The sequence below is a fragment of the Streptomyces sp. NPDC030296 genome (genome assembly GCF_055572815.1).
Genome location: NZ_JBVICQ010000006.1, coordinates 44,676 through 62,059, shown reverse-complemented (window position 1 = coordinate 62,059; position 17,384 = coordinate 44,676). Strand labels below are relative to the sequence as shown.

The following is a 17,384-nucleotide window of genomic DNA, read 5'->3' as shown; positions in this document are numbered from 1 at the left end:
AGCACAGAGTTCTTCAACGCCCCAGGGGAGTTCAGACCATGCGACCCATACGCCCGCTCTTCGCCGCTCGTCGTGGAAGGAGCGCGCGCCGCAGAACCTCCCCCGTCCTGGCAGCGGTGGGTCTCGCCACAGCCCTGTCGCTCACCGCCACCGCCTGCGGCTCGGGGGACACCACGGCGAACGCCGAGGCGTCGTCGTCCGCCCAGGGCAACGGCGGCGACGGCAAGATCCGGATCCCGGACAACATCAAGGAAAAGCTCAAGGAGCACGGGATCGACCTCGACAAGTGGCGGGGCGGGGCCTGGAAGAACTGGGACAAGGACGACTGGCTGCGCGAGGCCGAGGACTACGTCAACCCGATCATCAAGGACCTGTGGGACCCGGGCCGGATGCGCGACGCCGAGGAGCCGGAGAAGGAGGTCGACGAGAGCGACCTCACCGGCGACCAGGGCGTCACCGACCCGACCCCCCAGGCCGTCCAGGCGGAGGCGGTGGCGACGAAGTACCACGCGAACGCGCCGGCGGCGGGCAAGGTCTTCTTCGACGCGCCCGAGGGCACGATGGTCTGCTCGGCGACGGTGGTGAAGGACCCGGCCAATCCGGGCAGGTCCAACCTCGTGTGGACGGCCGGGCACTGTGTGCACGCCGGCAAGTCGGGCGGCTGGTACCGCAACATCGCCTTCGTCCCCTCCTACAACGACAGCGGTCTGTCGGCGGCGCAGATGCGGACGGCCACCAAGGACCAGGTCGCCCCGTACGGCATGTGGTGGGGTGACTGGGCGCAGACCTCGGACCAGTGGATCGAGCAGGGCGGCCAGAAGGGCGGCGACGGAGCGCCGTACGACTTCGCGGTCATCCATGTGACGCCGGAGGACGACAACGGCGGCAAGTCCCTGGAGGAGACGGTCGGTTCCGCGCTGCCGGTGGACTTCGACGCGCCGGCCGTGCCGCAGGTGGACAGCATCACCGCGACGGGCTACCCGGCGGGCGCCCCGTACGACGGCGAGGCGATGTACCAGTGCACGGACAAGCCGGGGCGGCTCTCGCTCGTCGAGTCCGACCCGACGATGTACCGCATCGGCTGCACCATGACCGGCGGTTCGTCGGGCGGCGGCTGGGTGGCGACCGGCTCCGACGGCAGGCCGGCGCTGGTGTCCAACACCTCCATCGGCCCGGTGAGCGCGGGTTGGCTGGCCGGCCCCCGGCTGGGCGAGGAGGCTCAGGGCATCTACGACGCGGTGAGCGAGAAGTTCGCCCAGCGGTGATGTCGGGCACGCGGTGACGACCGTGTGCGACGACGGTGCGGCGGCTGTCGGAAGGCAGCCGCCGACGTGTTGTGGAGGAGGCGCGCGGAAATTTCGGCCGCGCGCTCTGCGCTCGTCCCCCAGCGCCCCCGCATAGTGGGCGTGACACAAGGAGCAGTTCCGACGGGGGTCGAGAACCATGCGCTTCTCATATCGGCGGCAGTCCCTCCTCGCCGCCACCGGACTGATCGCGGTGCTCGCGCTGACTGCGACCGCCTGCGGCTCGGCCGACGGGGGCACGAGCGACAAACCCGACGTCGTCGCGTCCCGCACCGCCGACAGGGACGGTGACGGTGACGGTGTCCCCGATGACATCGCCGACCGGCTCGAGGAGCACGGCGTCGACGTCGACGACTGGGAGGACGGCGGCTGGAAGGACTGGGACGAGGAGCAGTGGCTCGGTGAGGCCGAGGAGTTCTTCAACCCGGTGATCGAGGACCTGTGGGACGCGGAGCGGATGCGCGAGGCCGAGGACCCGGCGAAGACGGTCTCCTCGCAGGACGCCTCCGTCGACCAGAGCGTCAGTGACCCGCCTCCGGCACCGGTCGAGGCCGTGGCCGAGAAGACGCCGTACCACGTGAACGCCGGTCCCGTCGGCAAGATCTTCTTCGACTCGCCCGAAGGCGCGATGGTCTGTTCGGGCACGGTCGTCTCGGACGAGAACCGTCCGGGGAGGTCCAACCTGGTGTGGACCGCCGGCCACTGTGTGCACGCGGGAAGCGGCGGCGGCTGGTACCGCAACATCGTCTTCGTCCCGGCCTACAACGACTTCGGCAGGTCCGAGGAGGAGCTGGCCGCGGGCGCTCCTGCGGAGGAGGTCGCTCCGTTCGGCCAGTGGTGGGCGGACTGGGCCGCGACCTCGGACGAGTGGATCGCGGGCGGCTCACAGGAGGGCGGCGCCGGCGCGGCGTACGACTACGCGGTCCTGCATGTGAAGCCGGAGGCGGGCTCCAAGTCGCTGGAGGAGACCGTCGGTTCTGCGCTGGACGTGGACTTCTCGGCGCCCGCCGCGTCCGCGATCGACTCGCTCGGCGCCTGGGGCTATCCGGCGGCACCGCCGTACAACGGCCTGACCATGTTCCGTTGCGTCGACAGGCCCGGGCGGCTCTCCCTCGGCGCGTCGCTGCCGACGATGTACCGCATCGGCTGCACGATGACGGGCGGTTCGTCGGGCGGCGGCTGGTTCCGGATGGTCGACGGCGCGCCCCGGCTCGTCTCGAACACGTCGATCGGCCCGGCCGACAACACCTGGCTGGCCGGACCCCAACTGGGCAAGAGTGCCAAGGCGCTGTACGACGACCTGAGCATGTCGTACGGCGATCAGTGAGCGATGTCCGCCCGGTGAGCCGTCGTCGAAGGCCCGCCCCTCGGGGGAGGGACGGGCCTTCCTTCGCGTGACGGGTCAGGCCGTCGGCGCCGGTACGTACGGTGCCAGGTCCGCCGCCAGTTCCTCGTGCACCCGGGCCTTGAGCAGGGTGCCCTCCGGGGTGTGCTCCTCGGAGATCACCTCGCCCTCGGTGTGGGCGCGGGCGACGAGCTTGCCGTGCGTGTACGGCACGAGCGCCTCGATCTCGACCGACGGACGAGGCAGTTCGTTGTCGATCAGGGCGAGCAGTTCCTCGATGCCCTGGCCGGAGCGGGCCGAGACCGCGATGGAGCGCTTCTCGATCCGCAGCAGGCGCTGCAGCGTCAGCGGGTCGGCCGCGTCCGCCTTGTTGATCACCACGATCTCGGGGACGTTCGTCGCGCCCACGTCACGGATGACCTCGCGCACGGCGGCCAGCTGCTCCTCCGGCGCCGGGTGGGAACCGTCGACCACGTGGAGGATCAGGTCGGAGTCGCCGACCTCCTCCATCGTGGAGCGGAACGCCTCGACGAGGTGGTGCGGCAGATGCCGTACGAAGCCGACGGTGTCCGCCAGCGTGTACAGCCGCCCGCTCGGGGTCTCGGCCCGGCGCACGGTCGGGTCGAGGGTCGCGAACAGGGCGTTCTCGACCAGGACGCCCGCGCCGGTGAGCCGGTTGAGCAGGGAGGACTTGCCCGCGTTGGTGTAGCCGGCGATGGCGACCGACGGAACCTTGTTCCGCCTGCGCTCCTGGCGCTTGATCTCGCGGCCGGTCTTCATCTCCGCGATCTCCCGGCGCATCTTCGCCATCTTCTCGCGGATCCGTCGCCGGTCCGTCTCGATCTTGGTCTCACCGGGACCACGGGTGGCGAGGCCGCCGCCCTTGCCGCCGCCCATCTGCCGGGACAGCGACTGACCCCAGCCGCGCAGTCGCGGCAGCATGTACTGCATCTGCGCGAGCGCGACCTGGGCCTTGCCCTCTCGGGACTTGGCGTGCTGGGCGAAGATGTCGAGGATCAGGGCCGTACGGTCGATGACCTTGACCTTGACGACGTCTTCGAGGTGGATGAGCTGCCCCGGGCTCAGCTCACCGTCGCAGATGACAGTGTCGGCGCCCGATTCGAGGACGATGTCCCGCAGCTCGCCGGCCTTGCCGGAACCGATGTAGGTGGCCGCGTCCGGCTTGTCGCGGCGCTGGATCACTCCGTCGAGCACGAGCGCGCCCGCCGTCTCCGCGAGGGCGGCCAGCTCGGCCAGGGAGTTCTCCGCGTCCTGCGAGGTTCCCGTGGTCCAGACGCCGACGAGCACGACTCGCTCCAGGCGGAGCTGGCGGTACTCGACCTCGGTGACGTCCTCGAGTTCGGTGGAGAGGCCCGCGACGCGGCGTAGTGCCGCGCGCTCGGAGCGGTCGAACTGGTCGCCGTCCCGCTCGCCGTCGATCTCGAAGCTCCAGGCGACGTCCTCTTCCATCAGGGCATCGGCCCGAAGACCCTCGGGATTGTTCTGCGCGAAGGCGCGCTGTGCGGCCTGGGAAGGGGATGAAGAGGAGGTCATTGGATCCTTACGTCGATGGGGGTACCGAAGGGGTGACGGATCTCGGTCCGTCCATGGCGACAACGCCCGGGCATGCCCGGAGATTCCCGGACACGGTCTCGGCCGACCCCGGACCAGCCCCCAGGGGCCGGTCCACGGCTGACCGGGTGTGGGCCGCGTCGCCGACTCGACGATGGTCGCACGGCACGCCTCGTCTCGTCACGCGGGTTATTCTCCCGTCTTCCGCTTGGCCGAGGCCCCGGCGGGGGCCGCCTCCCAGTCCGGGTGCCCCGGCATGGGAGGGGTCCGCTCGCCGTGGAGCCAGCCCTGGAAGAAGGCGTCGAGGTCGCGTCCGGCGATCCGGTTCGCGAGCCGCTGGAAGTCGGCGGTGGAGGCGACGCCGTCGCGGTGGACGGTGACCCACTCGCGCTGGAGCCGTTCGAAGGCGGGGCGGCCGATCTCCTCGCGCAGGGCGTACAGGACGAGCGCGGCCCCGTCGTAGACGTTCGGCCGGAAGATGTCGATCTTGTCGCCGGCCTCGGGCGCCTTGGGGGCCGCCGGCGGGCCACCGGCGGCCCGCCAGCGGTCGGAGGCGCTGTAGGCGGCCTTCATCCGGGTCTCCATGGGGCGGCCGGCCGTCTCCTCGGCGTAGAGGGCCTCGTACCAGGTGGCGTGCCCCTCGTTGAGCCACAGGTCGGACCAGGTGCGGGGGCTGACGCTGTTGCCGAACCACTGGTGGGCCAGCTCGTGCACCATGATCGACTCGACGTACCACTTCGGGTACTCGGGGCGGACGAACAGCTCCCTCTCGAACAGGGAGAGGGTCTGCGTCTCCAGTTCGAACCCGGTCTGCGCCTCGGCGATGAGCACCCCATACGTCTCGAAGGGGTAGCGGCCGACCTTGCGCTCCATCCACGCGATCTGGGCCGGGGTCTTCCGCAGCCACGGTTCGAGCCGCTCGCGGTCCTTGGCGGGGACCACGTCGCGGACGGGCAGACCGCCCGGTCCGGAGCGGCGCACGACGGCGGAGCGGCCGATGGACACCTGGGCCAGCTCGGTGGCCATGGGGTGTTCGGTGCGGTACGTCCAGGTGGTGGTGCGGGGGCCGCGGCGCGTCCCGGCGTCCAGACCGTTGGAGACGGCCGTGTAGCCGTCGGGCACGGTGACGCGGACGGTGAACATGGCCTTGTCGGAGGGATGGTCGTTGCAGGGGAACACCACGTGGGCGGCGTCGGCCTGATTGGCCATGGCGAGCCCGTCGACGGTCCGCACCCAGCCACCCTCCTCGTCCCCGGTGTACACGGGGTCACTGGTGTGCCGCACGGTGATGCGTGTCCGGCTGCCCGCGGGGAGCGGCTGCCGGGGGGTGATCACCAGGTCCTCGCCCGCGGTGGTGAAGGTGGCGGGCGCCCCGTCGACCTCGACGGAACTGACCTTGCCGTGTGTGAAGTCGAGGTTGACCCGCTCCAGGGGGGAGGTCGTGCGGGCGTCGATCGCGGTGACGGCCGTCAGGGGCTTGAGGTTGTCGCCCGGGTATGTGAAGGCGAGGTCGTACGACTGCACGTCGTAGCCGGGGTTGCCGAGGTGCGGGAAGAGGCGGTCGCCGACGCCGAGCGGGACGGCGGGCGAGGGGGCGCTCGCGGCGATCAGGCAGACGGAGACGGCGGAGGTGAGCAGCGCCTTGGTACGGCGGGCCCTGAGGCGTGGGGTGAGCGGCATGGGCCACCGCTACCAGCGCGCTCCCTGTCCGCGTCGCCGACTCGCAGCCGTCCCACCCGAACGAGCGGCCCGGCGATCCGACGCGTAGCCGTACCACCCGAACGAGCGGCCAAAACGGCGGTCCGCCGAGCCGCCCGGCCCGCAGGTGGCTACTGGGCGGCCGCCTGGTGCTGGGGCCGGGCCACGTCGTAGACGCCCGCCACGTCGCGCATGGCGCGCATCAGGTTCGGGAGGAGGGCGGCGTCCGGGAGCTGCACCGTGTACGTGTGCCGGACGCGCTGCTGGGTCGGGGGTTCGACGGTGGCGGAGACGATGGCGACGCCCTCCAGCGCGATGGCCTCGGTGAGGTCGGCGAGGAGGTGGGGCCGCTGGAACGACTCGGCGACGAGGGTGACCCGGAACTCGGTGGTGTCCCCCCAGTGCACGGCGATCTCCGCGCGCCCCAGGCCCTTCATGCGTGTCACGGCGGCGCACTCGACCCGGTGCACGGTCACCACTCCCCCGCGGACGGCGAAGCCGGTGACCTCGTCGGGCGGTACGGGGGTGCAGCAGCCGGCGAGGCGGACGTTCGCGTCGGGCTGGTCGGCGACGACCACGGCGTTCGCGGTGTCCGAGGGCGTGGTGGGCTCGTCGTGGGCGGGGCGGGGGGCGGGCGCCCCGTCCTTGCGTTCGGCGTCGAGGGCGTGCGGCTCGTCGGCGGCGGACGAGGGGTGGGTGGCGAGCCAGCGCTGGATGGCGATGCGGGCGGCGGGGGTGTGGGCGTGCTCCAGCCACTCCCTGGAGGGCTCGGAGGCGGGGTCCTGGCCCATGAGGAGCTGGACGGTGTCGCCGTCCCTCAGCACCGTGCTCAGCGTCGCCAGACGACCGTTGACGCGGGCGCCGATGCAGGCGTGCGCGTCCTCGCCGTACTGGGCGTAGGCGGCGTCCACGCAACTGGCGCCCTCCGGGAGGCCCAGGGTGCCGCCGTCGGGCCGGAAGACGGTGATCTCGCGGTCCTGGGCGAGGTCCTCGCGCAGAGTGGACCAGAACATGTCGGCGTCGGGAGCGGCCTGCTGCCAGTCGAGGAGGCGGGAGAGCCAGCCGGGACGGGTGGGGTCGACGCGCTCGCCGTCGCCGTCGGCCCGGTCACCGTCGGTCTGGTCCTCGGCGGGTGCGGCGTAGGGGTTGCCGAGCGCGACGACTCCGGCCTCGGCGACCTTGTGCATCTGGTGGGTGCGGATGAGGACTTCGGCGACCTGCCCGTCGCCGCGGGCGACGGCCGTGTGCAGCGACTGGTAGAGGTTGAACTTCGGTACGGCGATGAAGTCCTTGAACTCCGAGACCACCGGGGTGAGACAGGTGTGCAGTTCACCGAGGACGGCGTAGCAGTCGGCGTCCTCGTTGACGAGGACGAGGAGCCGTCCGAAGTCGGTGCCGCGCAGCTGGCCGCGTTTTCGCGAGACCCGGTGCAGGGAGACGAAGTGACGGGGCCGGATGAGGACTTCGGCCTGGATGCCGGCCTCGCGCAGGACCCCGCGCACCTCTTCGGCGATCTCGGCGAGCGGGTCGCTCTCCCGGGCGGCGTTGTCCGCGATCAGTTCGCGGGTGTGGGCGTACTCCTCGGGGTGGAGGATCGCGAAGACGAGGTCCTCCAGTTCGGTCTTGAGGGCCTGGACGCCGAGGCGTTCGGCGAGCGGGATCAGCACGTCACGGGTGACCTTGGCGATGCGTTCCTGCTTCTCGGGGCGCATCACGCCGAGGGTGCGCATGTTGTGCAGCCGGTCGGCGAGTTTGATCGACATCACACGGACGTCGTTGCCGGTGGCGACGAGCATCTTGCGGAAGGTCTCGGACTCGGCGGCGGCGCCGTAGTCGACCTTCTCCAACTTGGTGACGCCGTCGACGAGGTAGCGCACCTCCTCGCCGAACTGCTCGCGCACCTGATCGAGCGTCACGTCCGTGTCCTCGACGGTGTCGTGGAGCAGGGAGGCCGTCAGGGTCGTGGTCTCCGCGCCGAGTTCGGCGAGGATCAGTGTCACGGCGAGCGGGTGGGTGATGTACGGCTCGCCGCTCTTGCGCATCTGGCCGCGGTGCGAGGACTCGGCGAGGACGTACGCCCGGCGCAGCGGTTCGAGATCGGCGTCGGGGTGGTGGGCGCGGTGGGCCTCGGCGACATGGCTGATGGCGTCGGGCAACCGGTCACGGGCGGCCGGCCCCAGCAGTGCGGCACGGCCCAGACGGCGCAGGTCGATACGAGGCCGGCCCTTCCTGCGGTGCGCTGCGGGCGGCGCAGGGGCGGGCGATACGGCGGGGTTCGTGGCCTCCGCGCTCATGGGCACCTCCGGCTGCGTGGACCGGCGGACGGGTGCCCCATGGCGTGCGGCGGCTCAGGGATCCTGTCGTTCCCCCGTCCGTGCCGGTGCTTGATGCTACCGAGCCCATCACGCCCACCTGACCGCCTCTCGGCGAGCGTGAAACGGATCACCCATTAGAGCGAAGGTTCCGGTGTTTGCGGTTTCGAGCCACGCGACCCCGGCCCTGCCTGGGATTCGCGCCCCTGAGCAGGGGGTCGGCTCGCACACCTGCGGCATCCGGGACCCGCATACCACTGTGTCGAGCCTCACATGACTCAACGCACGGCGTTTTCGAGCCAGTTGGCGTCGAGTTCGCCTTCGGCGACGATCACGGCGGGGCCGGTCATCTCGATCTCGCCGTCGGGCCGTTCGGTGATGACGAGGGTTCCGCCGGGCACGTCGACCGTGTACGTGACCGGGGTGCCCGTCGCGGCCGGGTCGGTGCCGTCCCGGCGGGCGGTGGCCACGGCGACGGCGCACGCGCCCGTGCCGCACGACCGGGTCTCGCCGGAGCCGCGCTCGTGGACGCGCATCGCCACATGGCGCGGGCCCCGGTCGACGACGAACTCGACGTTGACCCCGTCCGGGTAGGCGGCGGCCGGGCTGAACGGGGGCGGGGCGTACAGGTCGCCGGCGTCGGAGAGGTCGTCGACGAAGGCCACGGCGTGCGGGTTGCCCATGTTCACGTTGCGCGCGGGCCAGCTGCGGTCGCCGACGCTCACCGTGACGTCCCCCTCGGGGAGGCGTGCCGTGCCCATGCCGACGGTGACGTCGCCGTCCTTGGCGATGTGGACGCGCTTGACGCCCCCGCGCGTGGCGACGGCGAGGTCGCCCTCGGTGACGTGGCCGGCGTGCTGGAGGTAGCGGGCGAAGACCCGGACGCCGTTCCCGCACATCTCGGCGATCGATCCGTCGCCGTTGCGGTAGTCCATGAACCACTCGGCCTCGGCGGCCATGCCCGTGGCCTCCGGGTGCGCGGCCGACCGTACGACGTGCAGCACGCCGTCGCCCCCGATCCCCGCGCGGCGGTCGCAGAGCGCGGCGACGGCGGCGGGAGTGAGGTCGATGAGGTTCTCGGGGTCGGGGACGATCACGAAGTCGTTCTCGGTCCCGTGCCCCTTGAGGAAGGCGATCCGCGTGCTCATTCCTCGATCGTACGGGGTGGAGGGGCCGTGCCCTCCGGGCACCGGCTCACGGGGCACCCGTACGCCGACGCGCCCTAGCGCAGCCGGGCCACGCGCCAGACGGCCAGGACGACCACGGCGGCCAGCACCAGGGCGTACCCGAGGACGACCCGCCAGTCCGGGCGGCGTCCGGAGCCCCGCGCGGGCAGACCGGGCCACGTGTAACCCACACGGCGTGCGGCCATCATGCCCCAGCCGCCGGCGGTGGAGCAGATCAGCAGACCGAGCATGGCGACCACGGCACCGCCGTCGCCGAACTCGAAGGCGAGCGGGAAGGCGAACATCAGGGAGCCGACCGCGCCGAGGCCCACGATGGGGGCGAGCTGCCACAGACGGAGCCTGCGCTGGGGGCGCAGCTCGACCTCGACCTCCGGTGCGGACATCTCGTCCGGTTCCGGTCCGTCGTCGGTCACGCCGTCCGGAGTCTGGTCGTCCGGCCCGTCGGGGCTCAGCGGACCGCTGTCGAGGTCCAGTGCGTACCCCTCGGTAACCAGCTGGTCCGCGTCGTCCGCGGTACCGTGCTCCGCGCCTTGTGCGGTGTCGCGAGGGCCGGCCTCCATCGCCACGCGCCCTCCCAACTCGGACTCCACTTGGTCGATCGAAGCTCGATGATGGCACGCTCCCGGAGGCCGGGATGACCGCCGGGGCGACCCGATGCCATGACGTGATCAGGCTGTGACCGGTCGTTCGATCAACGCCAGTGCGAGCTGGGGGAGTTCCGTCCGGTCCGCGACACCCCCCTTGAGCCAATGCACCCGCGGGTCGCGCCTGAACCATGAATCCTGACGGCGCGCGAAGCGCTTGGTGGCACGGACCGTCTCGGCACGCGCCTCGTCCATGGTGCACTGTCCGGCGAGGGCCGCGAGGACCTGCTGGTAGCCGAGCGCCCGCGACGCCGTACGCCCCTCGCGCAACCCCTGCGCCTCCAGTGCGCGCACTTCGTCGACCAGTCCGGCGTCCCACATGCGGTCGACGCGGGCCGCGATGCGCTCGTCGAGTTCGGGGCGGGCCACGTCGACACCGATCTGCACGGTGTCGTAGACCGAGTCGTGGCCCGGCAGGTTGGCGGTGAAGGGCTTTCCGGTGATCTCGATCACCTCGAGGGCCCGGACGATACGGCGGCCGTTGCTGGGCAGGATGGCGTGGGCGGCCTCGGGGTCCGCGGCGGCGAGCCGCGCGTGCAGGGCGCCGGAGCCCCGCAGGGTCAGCTCCTCCTCCAGGCGGGCCCTGACCTCGGGATCCGTGCCGGGGAACTCCAGGTTGTCGACGGCGCCCCGGACGTACAGGCCGGAGCCGCCCACCAGGATGGGCCAGCGTCCCTCGGCGAGGAGCGCGTCGATACGGGCCCTGGCGAGCCGCTGGTACTCGGCGACGCTGGCGGTGACCGTGACGTCCCAGATGTCGAGGAGATGGTGCGGGACTCCGTCGCGCTCCTCGGGGGTCAGCTTCGCGGTGCCGATGTCCATCCCCCGGTAGAGCTGCATGGAATCGGCGTTGACGACCTCGCCGCCGAGGCGTTGGGCCAGAAAGACACCCAGATCGGACTTGCCCGCCGCGGTCGGGCCGACGACGGCGATGACCCGCGGGGCGGGAACTGCGCTACTCACTGCCCCAGTCTCGCAAACCTCGGGGCCTCATCTCGAACGAGCTACGTGACGCGAGGCGGGCGGGGTCGTTGCGTGTTGCGTGTTCTGAGCGCCGGTTTCGAGTACCGGCGACCCGGTTGACGCAATCGGACGCTCCGGGAAGGCGCGGGATTCGACCCGCATGAGTAGCATTGAGGTTGATATGGGCGTTTTTTCGCTGTTCCGTCGCAAGGCGAAGGGCTCGGAGGAGGCCGTCGAGGCGACCCCCGCGGTGACCACCGGGACCGGGACGGAAGAGTCGGACGAGGCGAAGGGATCTGCTGAGGCCGCCCAGCCGGAAGCCGACACCGAGGACGAGGCGAAGGACGCCGTGGCGGAGGTGGTCGACGCGGCGGACGACGTCGAGATCCCCCAGCAGCAGACCGCCGAGAAGGCCGCCGACAACGAGGCCAGTGAGGGCGCCCGCAAGTGATGATCCGCGCGGGAAGGTGAACCATGGGTCTTCTGCACAACATGAAAACCAGACTCTCCCCGGCCAAGGAGAAGGTCTCGCACCTCGCGCAGAAGCACGAGGGCAAGATCCATCACGGTCTCGACAAGGCCGCGCACGCGGTCGACACGAAGACCAAGGGCAAGTACAGCCACAAGATCCAGTCGGGCACGGGCAAGGCGAAGCACGCCATGGACCGACTCGCGCACAAGGAAGAAGGCGGCGGCACCCAGCCCCCGCCTCCGGCCGGCGGGGCCACGCCACCACCGCCTCCGGCCGGCGGGGCCACGCCACCACCGCCTCCGACTTCCTGACCACCTTCACATCGACGGACGGCCGCGGAGCACCTCGCTCCCGGCCGTCCGCCGTGTCACGACCAGGTCGCCACCAGGCGGACGGCCGCGGAGCACCTCGCTCCCGGCCGTCCGCCGTGTCACGACCAGGTCGCCACCAGGTAGCCCACTCCGTAGGGCGCGTCGTCGTACAGCAGGCTGCCGCTCAGGTCCGCCTCCTCGGCGGCGCCGGCGAGCACCTGCCAGGGGGCGCGGCCGGAGACCAGCAGCTCCCCGGCGAGCCCGGCGTCCAGTGTCTCGAGGGCGGCGATGTCGACCGTGGCGAGGGCGCGGGCGACCGCCGCGTCGAAGCCGGCGGCACGCTCGTCCAGGTACCCCGGCGCCTTGAGGGTGCGGCACGCGCTGGCGTCGCCCATCACCAGCAGGGCCACGCGCTCGGCCGCCCCGGCGATGTCCCGTCCGAGAGAGATGCACCGCTCGGCGGCGAGGGGTTCCGCCACGGCGACGCCTTCGACGGGGACGGACCGCTCGGCGCGGTCGAGCAGCCAGGCGGCCACCGCGAGGGACGCCGGCAGCTCACCCTGCGACGCCTCCTCGGCCGTTTCCTGTCCGAGCCGGACGTCGAGATCCACGCCGAACCCGCGGAACGAACCACGCGCGCCCTGCGGGTACCGGCCGTCCCGCTCGGCGGGCCCGACGACCACCAGGCGTCCGGGCCGGGCCGCCGCGAGCACCCCGAGCGCGTCCGCGCAGGCCTCCCGCGCACGGTCCAGCTCGGGCGCGGCCCCCGCGGCCACCTCGGGCACGAGCAGCGGAGGACAGGGACAGACAGCGGCGGCGACAAGCATGATCCGCAGGGTAACCGTCACCACCCCCGGATGCGCGGGCCGCCGCCAGGGGGCGCGGGGAACGGCGCGAGGCGCCCTCCCCGACCGTCAGCCCGGGAACCACGATCAGGGCCGAAGCCGAGCCGGTACGGGCACCGTCCGTGAACCGCACGGACAGCGGGTGTCAGTGCCCCCCACACCCACCGGTCGTCGCCACCGGCAGCGGCTCCGGGACGCCGATCTTCGGCAGGCCGAGCAGCACCCCCGCCGGCTTGGCCTCGGGGGCGGCGTTCCGCTTCTCCCAGGCGTCGCCGGCGCGCGTCCGGCGCACATCGAGGACGGCACCCTCGGCGAGGAGGTGGTGCGGGGCGGCGTACGTGATCTCGACGGTCACGACGTCACCGGGGCGCACCTCCTGGTCCGGCTTGGTGAAGTGGACGAGGCGGTTGTCGGGGGCGCGGCCGGACAGCCGGCGGGTGGCGCCGTCCTTGCGGCCCTCGCCCTCGGCGACCATCAGCTCCAGGGTGCGACCGACCTGCTTCTTGTTCTCCTCCCAGGAGATCTCCTCCTGGAGGGCGACGAGACGCTCGTAGCGCTTCTGCACGACCTCCTTGGGGATCTGGTCCTCCATGGTCGCCGCGGGGGTGCCGGGGCGCTTGGAGTACTGGAAGGTGAACGCCTGTGCGAAGCGGGCCTCGCGCACCACGTGCAGCGTCTGCTCGAAGTCCTCCTCGGTCTCGCCGGGGAAGCCCACGATGATGTCGGTGGTGATGGCCGCGTGCGGGATGGCGGCGCGGACCTTCTCGATGATCCCCAGGTAGCGCTCCTGGCGGTACGAGCGGCGCATCGCCTTGAGGACGGTGTCCGATCCGGACTGGAGCGGCATGTGCAGCTGCGGCATCACGTTCGGCGTCTCGGCCATGGCGGCGATGACGTCGTCGGTGAAGTCACGGGGGTGCGGCGAGGTGAACCGGACGCGCTCCAGTCCCTCGATCGTCCCGCAGGCCCGCAGCAGCTTGCTGAACGCCTCACGGTCGCCGATGTCGGAGCCGTACGCGTTGACGTTCTGGCCGAGGAGGGTGATCTCGGAGACGCCCTCGCCGACCAGCGCCTCGATCTCGGCGAGGATGTCGCCGGTGCGGCGGTCCTTCTCCTTGCCGCGCAGCGCCGGGACGATGCAGAAGGTGCAGGTGTTGTTGCAGCCGACGGAGATCGAGACCCACGCGGCGTAGGCGCTCTCGCGGCGGGTGGGCAGGGTGGAGGGGAACGCCTCCAGGGACTCGGCGATCTCGACCTGCGCCTCGTCCTGGATCCGGGCGCGCTCCAGCAGGACCGGCAGCTTGCCGATGTTGTGCGTGCCGAAGACGACGTCCACCCAGGGCGCCTTCTTGACGATGGTGTCGCGGTCCTTCTGCGCGAGACAGCCGCCGACGGCGATCTGCATGCCGGGCCGGGACGCCTTCATGGGGGCGAGGCGGCCGAGGTTGCCGTAGAGGCGGTTGTCGGCGTTCTCGCGTACGGCGCAGGTGTTGAAGACGACGACGTCGGCGTTGCCCTCGCCGGCGTCCTCGGGCGCGCGCACGTAGCCGGCCTCCTCCAGGAGACCGGACAGGCGCTCGGAGTCGTGGACGTTCATCTGGCACCCGTAGGTGCGTACTTCGTATGTCTTGACGCCCACTGCCTGGCTCCGGTCGCTGCTGGTCATGTCACCAGGGTAGGCGCTCCGCGGAGTACGCCCGGCCCCTCACCCCGTGCACGCCCGTCTCAGCCGGTCCAGCCCTGCTCACGCAGGACGGCGGCGATGTCGGGCGCCCGGTAGTGGTCGCCCTTGAGGACCTTGCCGTCCGCGCGGCGGGAGACGCGGCCGTCGGGGCCCAGCTTGGTCATGTTGGAGCGGTGGATCTCGGCGATCACCGCGTCGAGGTCGATGCCGTGGACGAGGGCGGTGCCGTACGCCACGTACACGACGTCGGCGAGTTCGTGCGCCAGCCGGTCGAGCGGGCCGCCGACCGCCACCTCGGCGACCTCGGCCGCCTCCTCCGCCAGCAGTTCGCCGCGGTGGGCGGCCAGCTCGGGTGAGACCTCGGCCGGTTCGGTACGGGCGTCGAGTCCGAAGGCGCGATGGAACTCACGGACGAGACGGGCGGGAGAGGAACTCATCCACCGACCCTATCGACCACCGGCCGGCGCCTCCGCACGTCCGGTACCTGGGCCGCCATCGGCGGTTGGTCATGCGCGTCCGGCTCGTACGGTCCTGATGCCCCAAAACCCTTGTGCGCATCACCATCTGATGCCACGTCAGTAGCCGGGGGCTGGTGTCGGCGGCGGTGACCCGGTTCCGTACGCTTCGTTGAGTCTTCAAGTGCCCCCCTGAACGATTGAGGACCGAACGTGAGCGTTCCCCCCACCTCCGCCTCCCACCGGGCCACCTCCCGCGTGGCCCGCCGCACCGTGCTCGGCGCCGCCGGCGCGGTCGCCGCCGGTGCCGTGATCACACCGACGGTGATGGCCACGACCGACGACTCCGAACCCGCCGCGGCCGGCTCCGGCGACGCGGGCGGCGGCACGACGACCGAGACCTTCCCCCGGACCCGCGCCGAGGCCGCCAGCGGTGAGGCGCCCGTGGAGGCCGCCTTCCCAATCGGCTACATCGGTGTCGCCTGGGGCGGCACCGACGAGACCACCGGCGGCGGCATCCGGCTCCGGGACGCCGACGGCGGCCAGGGCGCCTGGAAGCCGCTCGGCGACGGCGGCTGCTCCGTGGCCAACGGCGGCGGCGTACTGATCGCCGCCGACCAGGCCGCCGGCTACGAACTGAAGGCGCCCGACGGCGCCATCGGCCTGCGCTCGCTCGCGCTCGACACCCGGCACGGCCCGCGCCGGAAGGTACGGGTGCCGACCGACCCGACCCGGGTCCGCGGTGTCGAGTACCTCTCGCGCGCCGCGTGGGGCGCCGACGAGAAGCTGCGGTTCAAGGCGGACGGCACGGAGAACTCACCGACCGCGTTCTACCCGTTCCAGACCATCACCGTGCACCACACGGCCATGGCCAACGACGACCCGGACCCGGCCGCCACCGTCCGCGCGATCTACCAGCTGCACGCGGTCACCAACGACTGGGGCGACATCGGCTACCACTTCCTCATCGACGAGGAGGGGCGCATCTACGAGGGCCGCTACTCCGGTGATGACGGGATGCCCGCCCACGACAAGGACGGCAAGGTGGTGACCGCCTTCCACGTCGGCGGCTTCAACTCCGGGAACCTCGGCATCGCCCTGCTCGGCACCTTCACCGAGCAGGGCCCGAAGGAACCGGCCCGGGAGGCGCTCACCCGCCTGGTCCGCGTGCTGGTCCGGCTGCACGGCGTGGACCCGCAGGCCCGGGTGACGTACACGAACCCGGTCAACGGCGTGAAGAAGGAGGTCCCGGAGATCAGCGGGCACCGGGACTGGATGGCGACCGAGTGCCCGGGCGCGGTCATGTACCAGGAGCTGGACCGACTCCGCACGTCGGTGGCCGCCGCGCGCCGCTGACACACTCCTCGTCCGCGACAGGTGCCGGTCCCCCGCCCGGCGGGTCCGGCACCGGCGGCGCCGTAACGACGCCCGGCCCCGGTGCCACGGGGCTGGGCGGCCCGCGGGAGGCGGCCCTCGGGGGCGCGCTCGCATCACCCCGTGTCACGAGCTCGCACCGGATGGTCCCGATCCTGGCCGCCCGTCCGGTGACCTGGCAGGATCTCGCGCATGGTCCAGGTATTCCCCCGCATCGGCGGGCGTCGCGCGCTACTGGGCTCGGCGGCCTCGTTGGTGGTCCTCGGGCTGCTCGCGTGGTGGCTCTGGCCGCGCGAGACGCCCCCGAGCGGGACGATCACCCTCAGTACGGGAGCCCCGCAGGGCGTCTACCAGGAGTACGGCAAGCTGCTGCGGGACTCGGTCGGCGGGGACATGCCCGACCTGAGGATCGACCTGGAGGACAGCAACGGATCCCAGACGAACGTCACCCGCGTCGCCGCCGGAGAGAGCGACTTCGCCATCGCCGCCGCCGACGCCGTGCAGACCTATGTGGACCAGGGAAAGCCCGGTGCCGACAAGCTGCGCGGCCTCGCACGGCTGTACGACGACTATGTGCAGCTGATCGTTCCCGCCACCTCGCCCGTCCAGCGGGTCGCCGATCTGAAGGGCAAGCGGGTCGCCGTCGGGCCCCAGGGCTCGGGGGTGCGGCTGATAGCGGGGCGTGTGCTCTCCGCCGACGGGCTGAACATCGACAAGGACATCGACGCGCGCAGCGACACCATCCGCACGGGCCCCGACGCCCTGCGCGAGGGCAGGATCGATGCCTTCTTCTGGTCGGGCGGGCTGCCCACGAAGGGCATCACCGACCTGGCGGAGAAGTACCATTACGACTTCCGCTTCGTGCCGATCGAGAGCGACCTCGTGGCGAAGCTGCACGAACAGGGCTCCGTCTACAGCCACTACCGCGCTTCCGTGATGCCGGCCGACGCCTACCCGACCATCCTCAGGGGCTCCACCGTGCCCACGATCACCGTGGCGAACCTGCTGATCACCCGCGAGGACATGGACCCCCGGCTGACCCAGTGGCTGACCCGCATGGTCATCAAGAGCCGGGACAGGATCGGCAAGAAGGTCCACGCGGCCCAGCTGGTGGACCTGCGCACCGCGATCTACACCGATCCGCTGCCGCTGCACAAGGGCGCGCAACAGTACTACCAGTCCGTCAAGCCGTAGCCGCCGGTCGGCTGCGGGCCGGCA

The 17,384-nt window shown here is 71.6% G+C and carries 15 protein-coding genes; 6 read left to right on the top strand and 9 right to left on the bottom strand.

Annotated elements, in window-relative coordinates:
* Positions 1 to 38: 38 nt before the first annotated feature.
* Positions 39 to 1,265 (top strand): trypsin-like serine peptidase, encoded by a 1,227-nt coding sequence (locus tag ACZ4Z3_RS18520; protein WP_468501983.1) that lies wholly within the window; start codon positions 39 to 41, stop codon positions 1,263 to 1,265.
* 178 nt (positions 1,266 to 1,443) lie between these two features.
* On the top strand, positions 1,444 to 2,631 hold the full coding sequence (locus tag ACZ4Z3_RS18515) for a trypsin-like serine peptidase (protein WP_468501982.1): 1,188 nt from the start codon (positions 1,444 to 1,446) through the stop codon (positions 2,629 to 2,631).
* 75 nt (positions 2,632 to 2,706) lie between these two features.
* On the opposite strand, the gene hflX is transcribed toward ACZ4Z3_RS18515, so the two are convergent.
* From hflX to miaA, 6 genes are all read right to left on the bottom strand, one after another.
* The gene (gene hflX / locus ACZ4Z3_RS18510; protein WP_055712297.1) at positions 2,707 to 4,203 is read right to left on the bottom strand and encodes a GTPase HflX; all 1,497 of its coding nucleotides are present in this window, start codon (positions 4,201 to 4,203) and stop codon (positions 2,707 to 2,709) included.
* Between the two features lie 207 nt (positions 4,204 to 4,410).
* Positions 4,411 to 5,901, bottom strand: coding sequence for a M1 family metallopeptidase (locus ACZ4Z3_RS18505; RefSeq protein WP_468501981.1), 1,491 nt, complete (start codon positions 5,899 to 5,901; stop codon positions 4,411 to 4,413).
* Between the two features lie 149 nt (positions 5,902 to 6,050).
* Positions 6,051 to 8,213: a RelA/SpoT family protein gene (locus tag ACZ4Z3_RS18500; RefSeq protein WP_468501980.1), complete on the bottom strand. Its 2,163-nt coding sequence runs from the start codon at positions 8,211 to 8,213 to the stop codon at positions 6,051 to 6,053.
* Between the two features lie 296 nt (positions 8,214 to 8,509).
* Positions 8,510 to 9,379, bottom strand: a complete 870-nt coding sequence (gene dapF / locus ACZ4Z3_RS18495) for a diaminopimelate epimerase (RefSeq protein WP_468501979.1) — start codon at positions 9,377 to 9,379, stop codon at positions 8,510 to 8,512.
* A 74-nt stretch (positions 9,380 to 9,453) separates the two neighbouring features.
* Complete coding sequence (locus tag ACZ4Z3_RS18490) at positions 9,454 to 9,984, bottom strand: hypothetical protein (RefSeq protein ID WP_099968146.1); 531 nt, start codon at positions 9,982 to 9,984, stop codon at positions 9,454 to 9,456.
* A gap of 102 nt (positions 9,985 to 10,086) precedes the next feature.
* Positions 10,087 to 11,025 carry a tRNA (adenosine(37)-N6)-dimethylallyltransferase MiaA gene (gene miaA, locus ACZ4Z3_RS18485; RefSeq protein ID WP_468501978.1) on the bottom strand — a complete coding sequence of 313 codons (939 nt, stop codon included), beginning with the start codon at positions 11,023 to 11,025 and terminating at the stop codon, positions 10,087 to 10,089.
* 160 nt (positions 11,026 to 11,185) lie between these two features.
* Between miaA and ACZ4Z3_RS18480 the strand changes: the two genes are divergently transcribed.
* A complete protein-coding gene (locus tag ACZ4Z3_RS18480; protein ID WP_240508567.1) occupies positions 11,186 to 11,476 on the top strand; it encodes a hypothetical protein in 291 nt (96 codons plus the stop codon).
* Positions 11,477 to 11,499: 23 nt separating this feature from the next.
* A complete protein-coding gene (locus tag ACZ4Z3_RS18475) occupies positions 11,500 to 11,808 on the top strand; it encodes an antitoxin (RefSeq protein ID WP_468501977.1) in 309 nt (102 codons plus the stop codon).
* A 119-nt stretch (positions 11,809 to 11,927) separates the two neighbouring features.
* Here ACZ4Z3_RS18475 and ACZ4Z3_RS18470 read toward each other — a convergent pair whose 3' ends face one another.
* The 3 genes from ACZ4Z3_RS18470 to ACZ4Z3_RS18460 all read right to left on the bottom strand — a co-directional run bounded on the left by ACZ4Z3_RS18470 (position 11,928) and on the right by ACZ4Z3_RS18460 (position 14,774).
* Positions 11,928 to 12,635 carry a class III extradiol dioxygenase subunit B-like domain-containing protein gene (locus ACZ4Z3_RS18470; RefSeq protein WP_468501976.1) on the bottom strand — a complete coding sequence of 236 codons (708 nt, stop codon included), beginning with the start codon at positions 12,633 to 12,635 and terminating at the stop codon, positions 11,928 to 11,930.
* Between the two features lie 163 nt (positions 12,636 to 12,798).
* Complete coding sequence (gene miaB / locus ACZ4Z3_RS18465) at positions 12,799 to 14,319, bottom strand: tRNA (N6-isopentenyl adenosine(37)-C2)-methylthiotransferase MiaB (RefSeq protein WP_468501975.1); 1,521 nt, start codon at positions 14,317 to 14,319, stop codon at positions 12,799 to 12,801.
* Between the two features lie 59 nt (positions 14,320 to 14,378).
* Complete coding sequence (locus ACZ4Z3_RS18460) at positions 14,379 to 14,774, bottom strand: pyrophosphohydrolase domain-containing protein (protein ID WP_468501974.1); 396 nt, start codon at positions 14,772 to 14,774, stop codon at positions 14,379 to 14,381.
* Between the two features lie 231 nt (positions 14,775 to 15,005).
* On the opposite strand from ACZ4Z3_RS18460, the gene ACZ4Z3_RS18455 reads away from it, so the two are divergent.
* Positions 15,006 to 16,148 carry a peptidoglycan recognition protein family protein gene (locus ACZ4Z3_RS18455; RefSeq protein ID WP_468501973.1) on the top strand — a complete coding sequence of 381 codons (1,143 nt, stop codon included), beginning with the start codon at positions 15,006 to 15,008 and terminating at the stop codon, positions 16,146 to 16,148.
* A gap of 210 nt (positions 16,149 to 16,358) precedes the next feature.
* Positions 16,359 to 17,360 (top strand): TAXI family TRAP transporter solute-binding subunit, encoded by a 1,002-nt coding sequence (locus ACZ4Z3_RS18450; protein ID WP_468501972.1) that lies wholly within the window; start codon positions 16,359 to 16,361, stop codon positions 17,358 to 17,360.
* Positions 17,361 to 17,384: the final 24 nt, after the last annotated feature.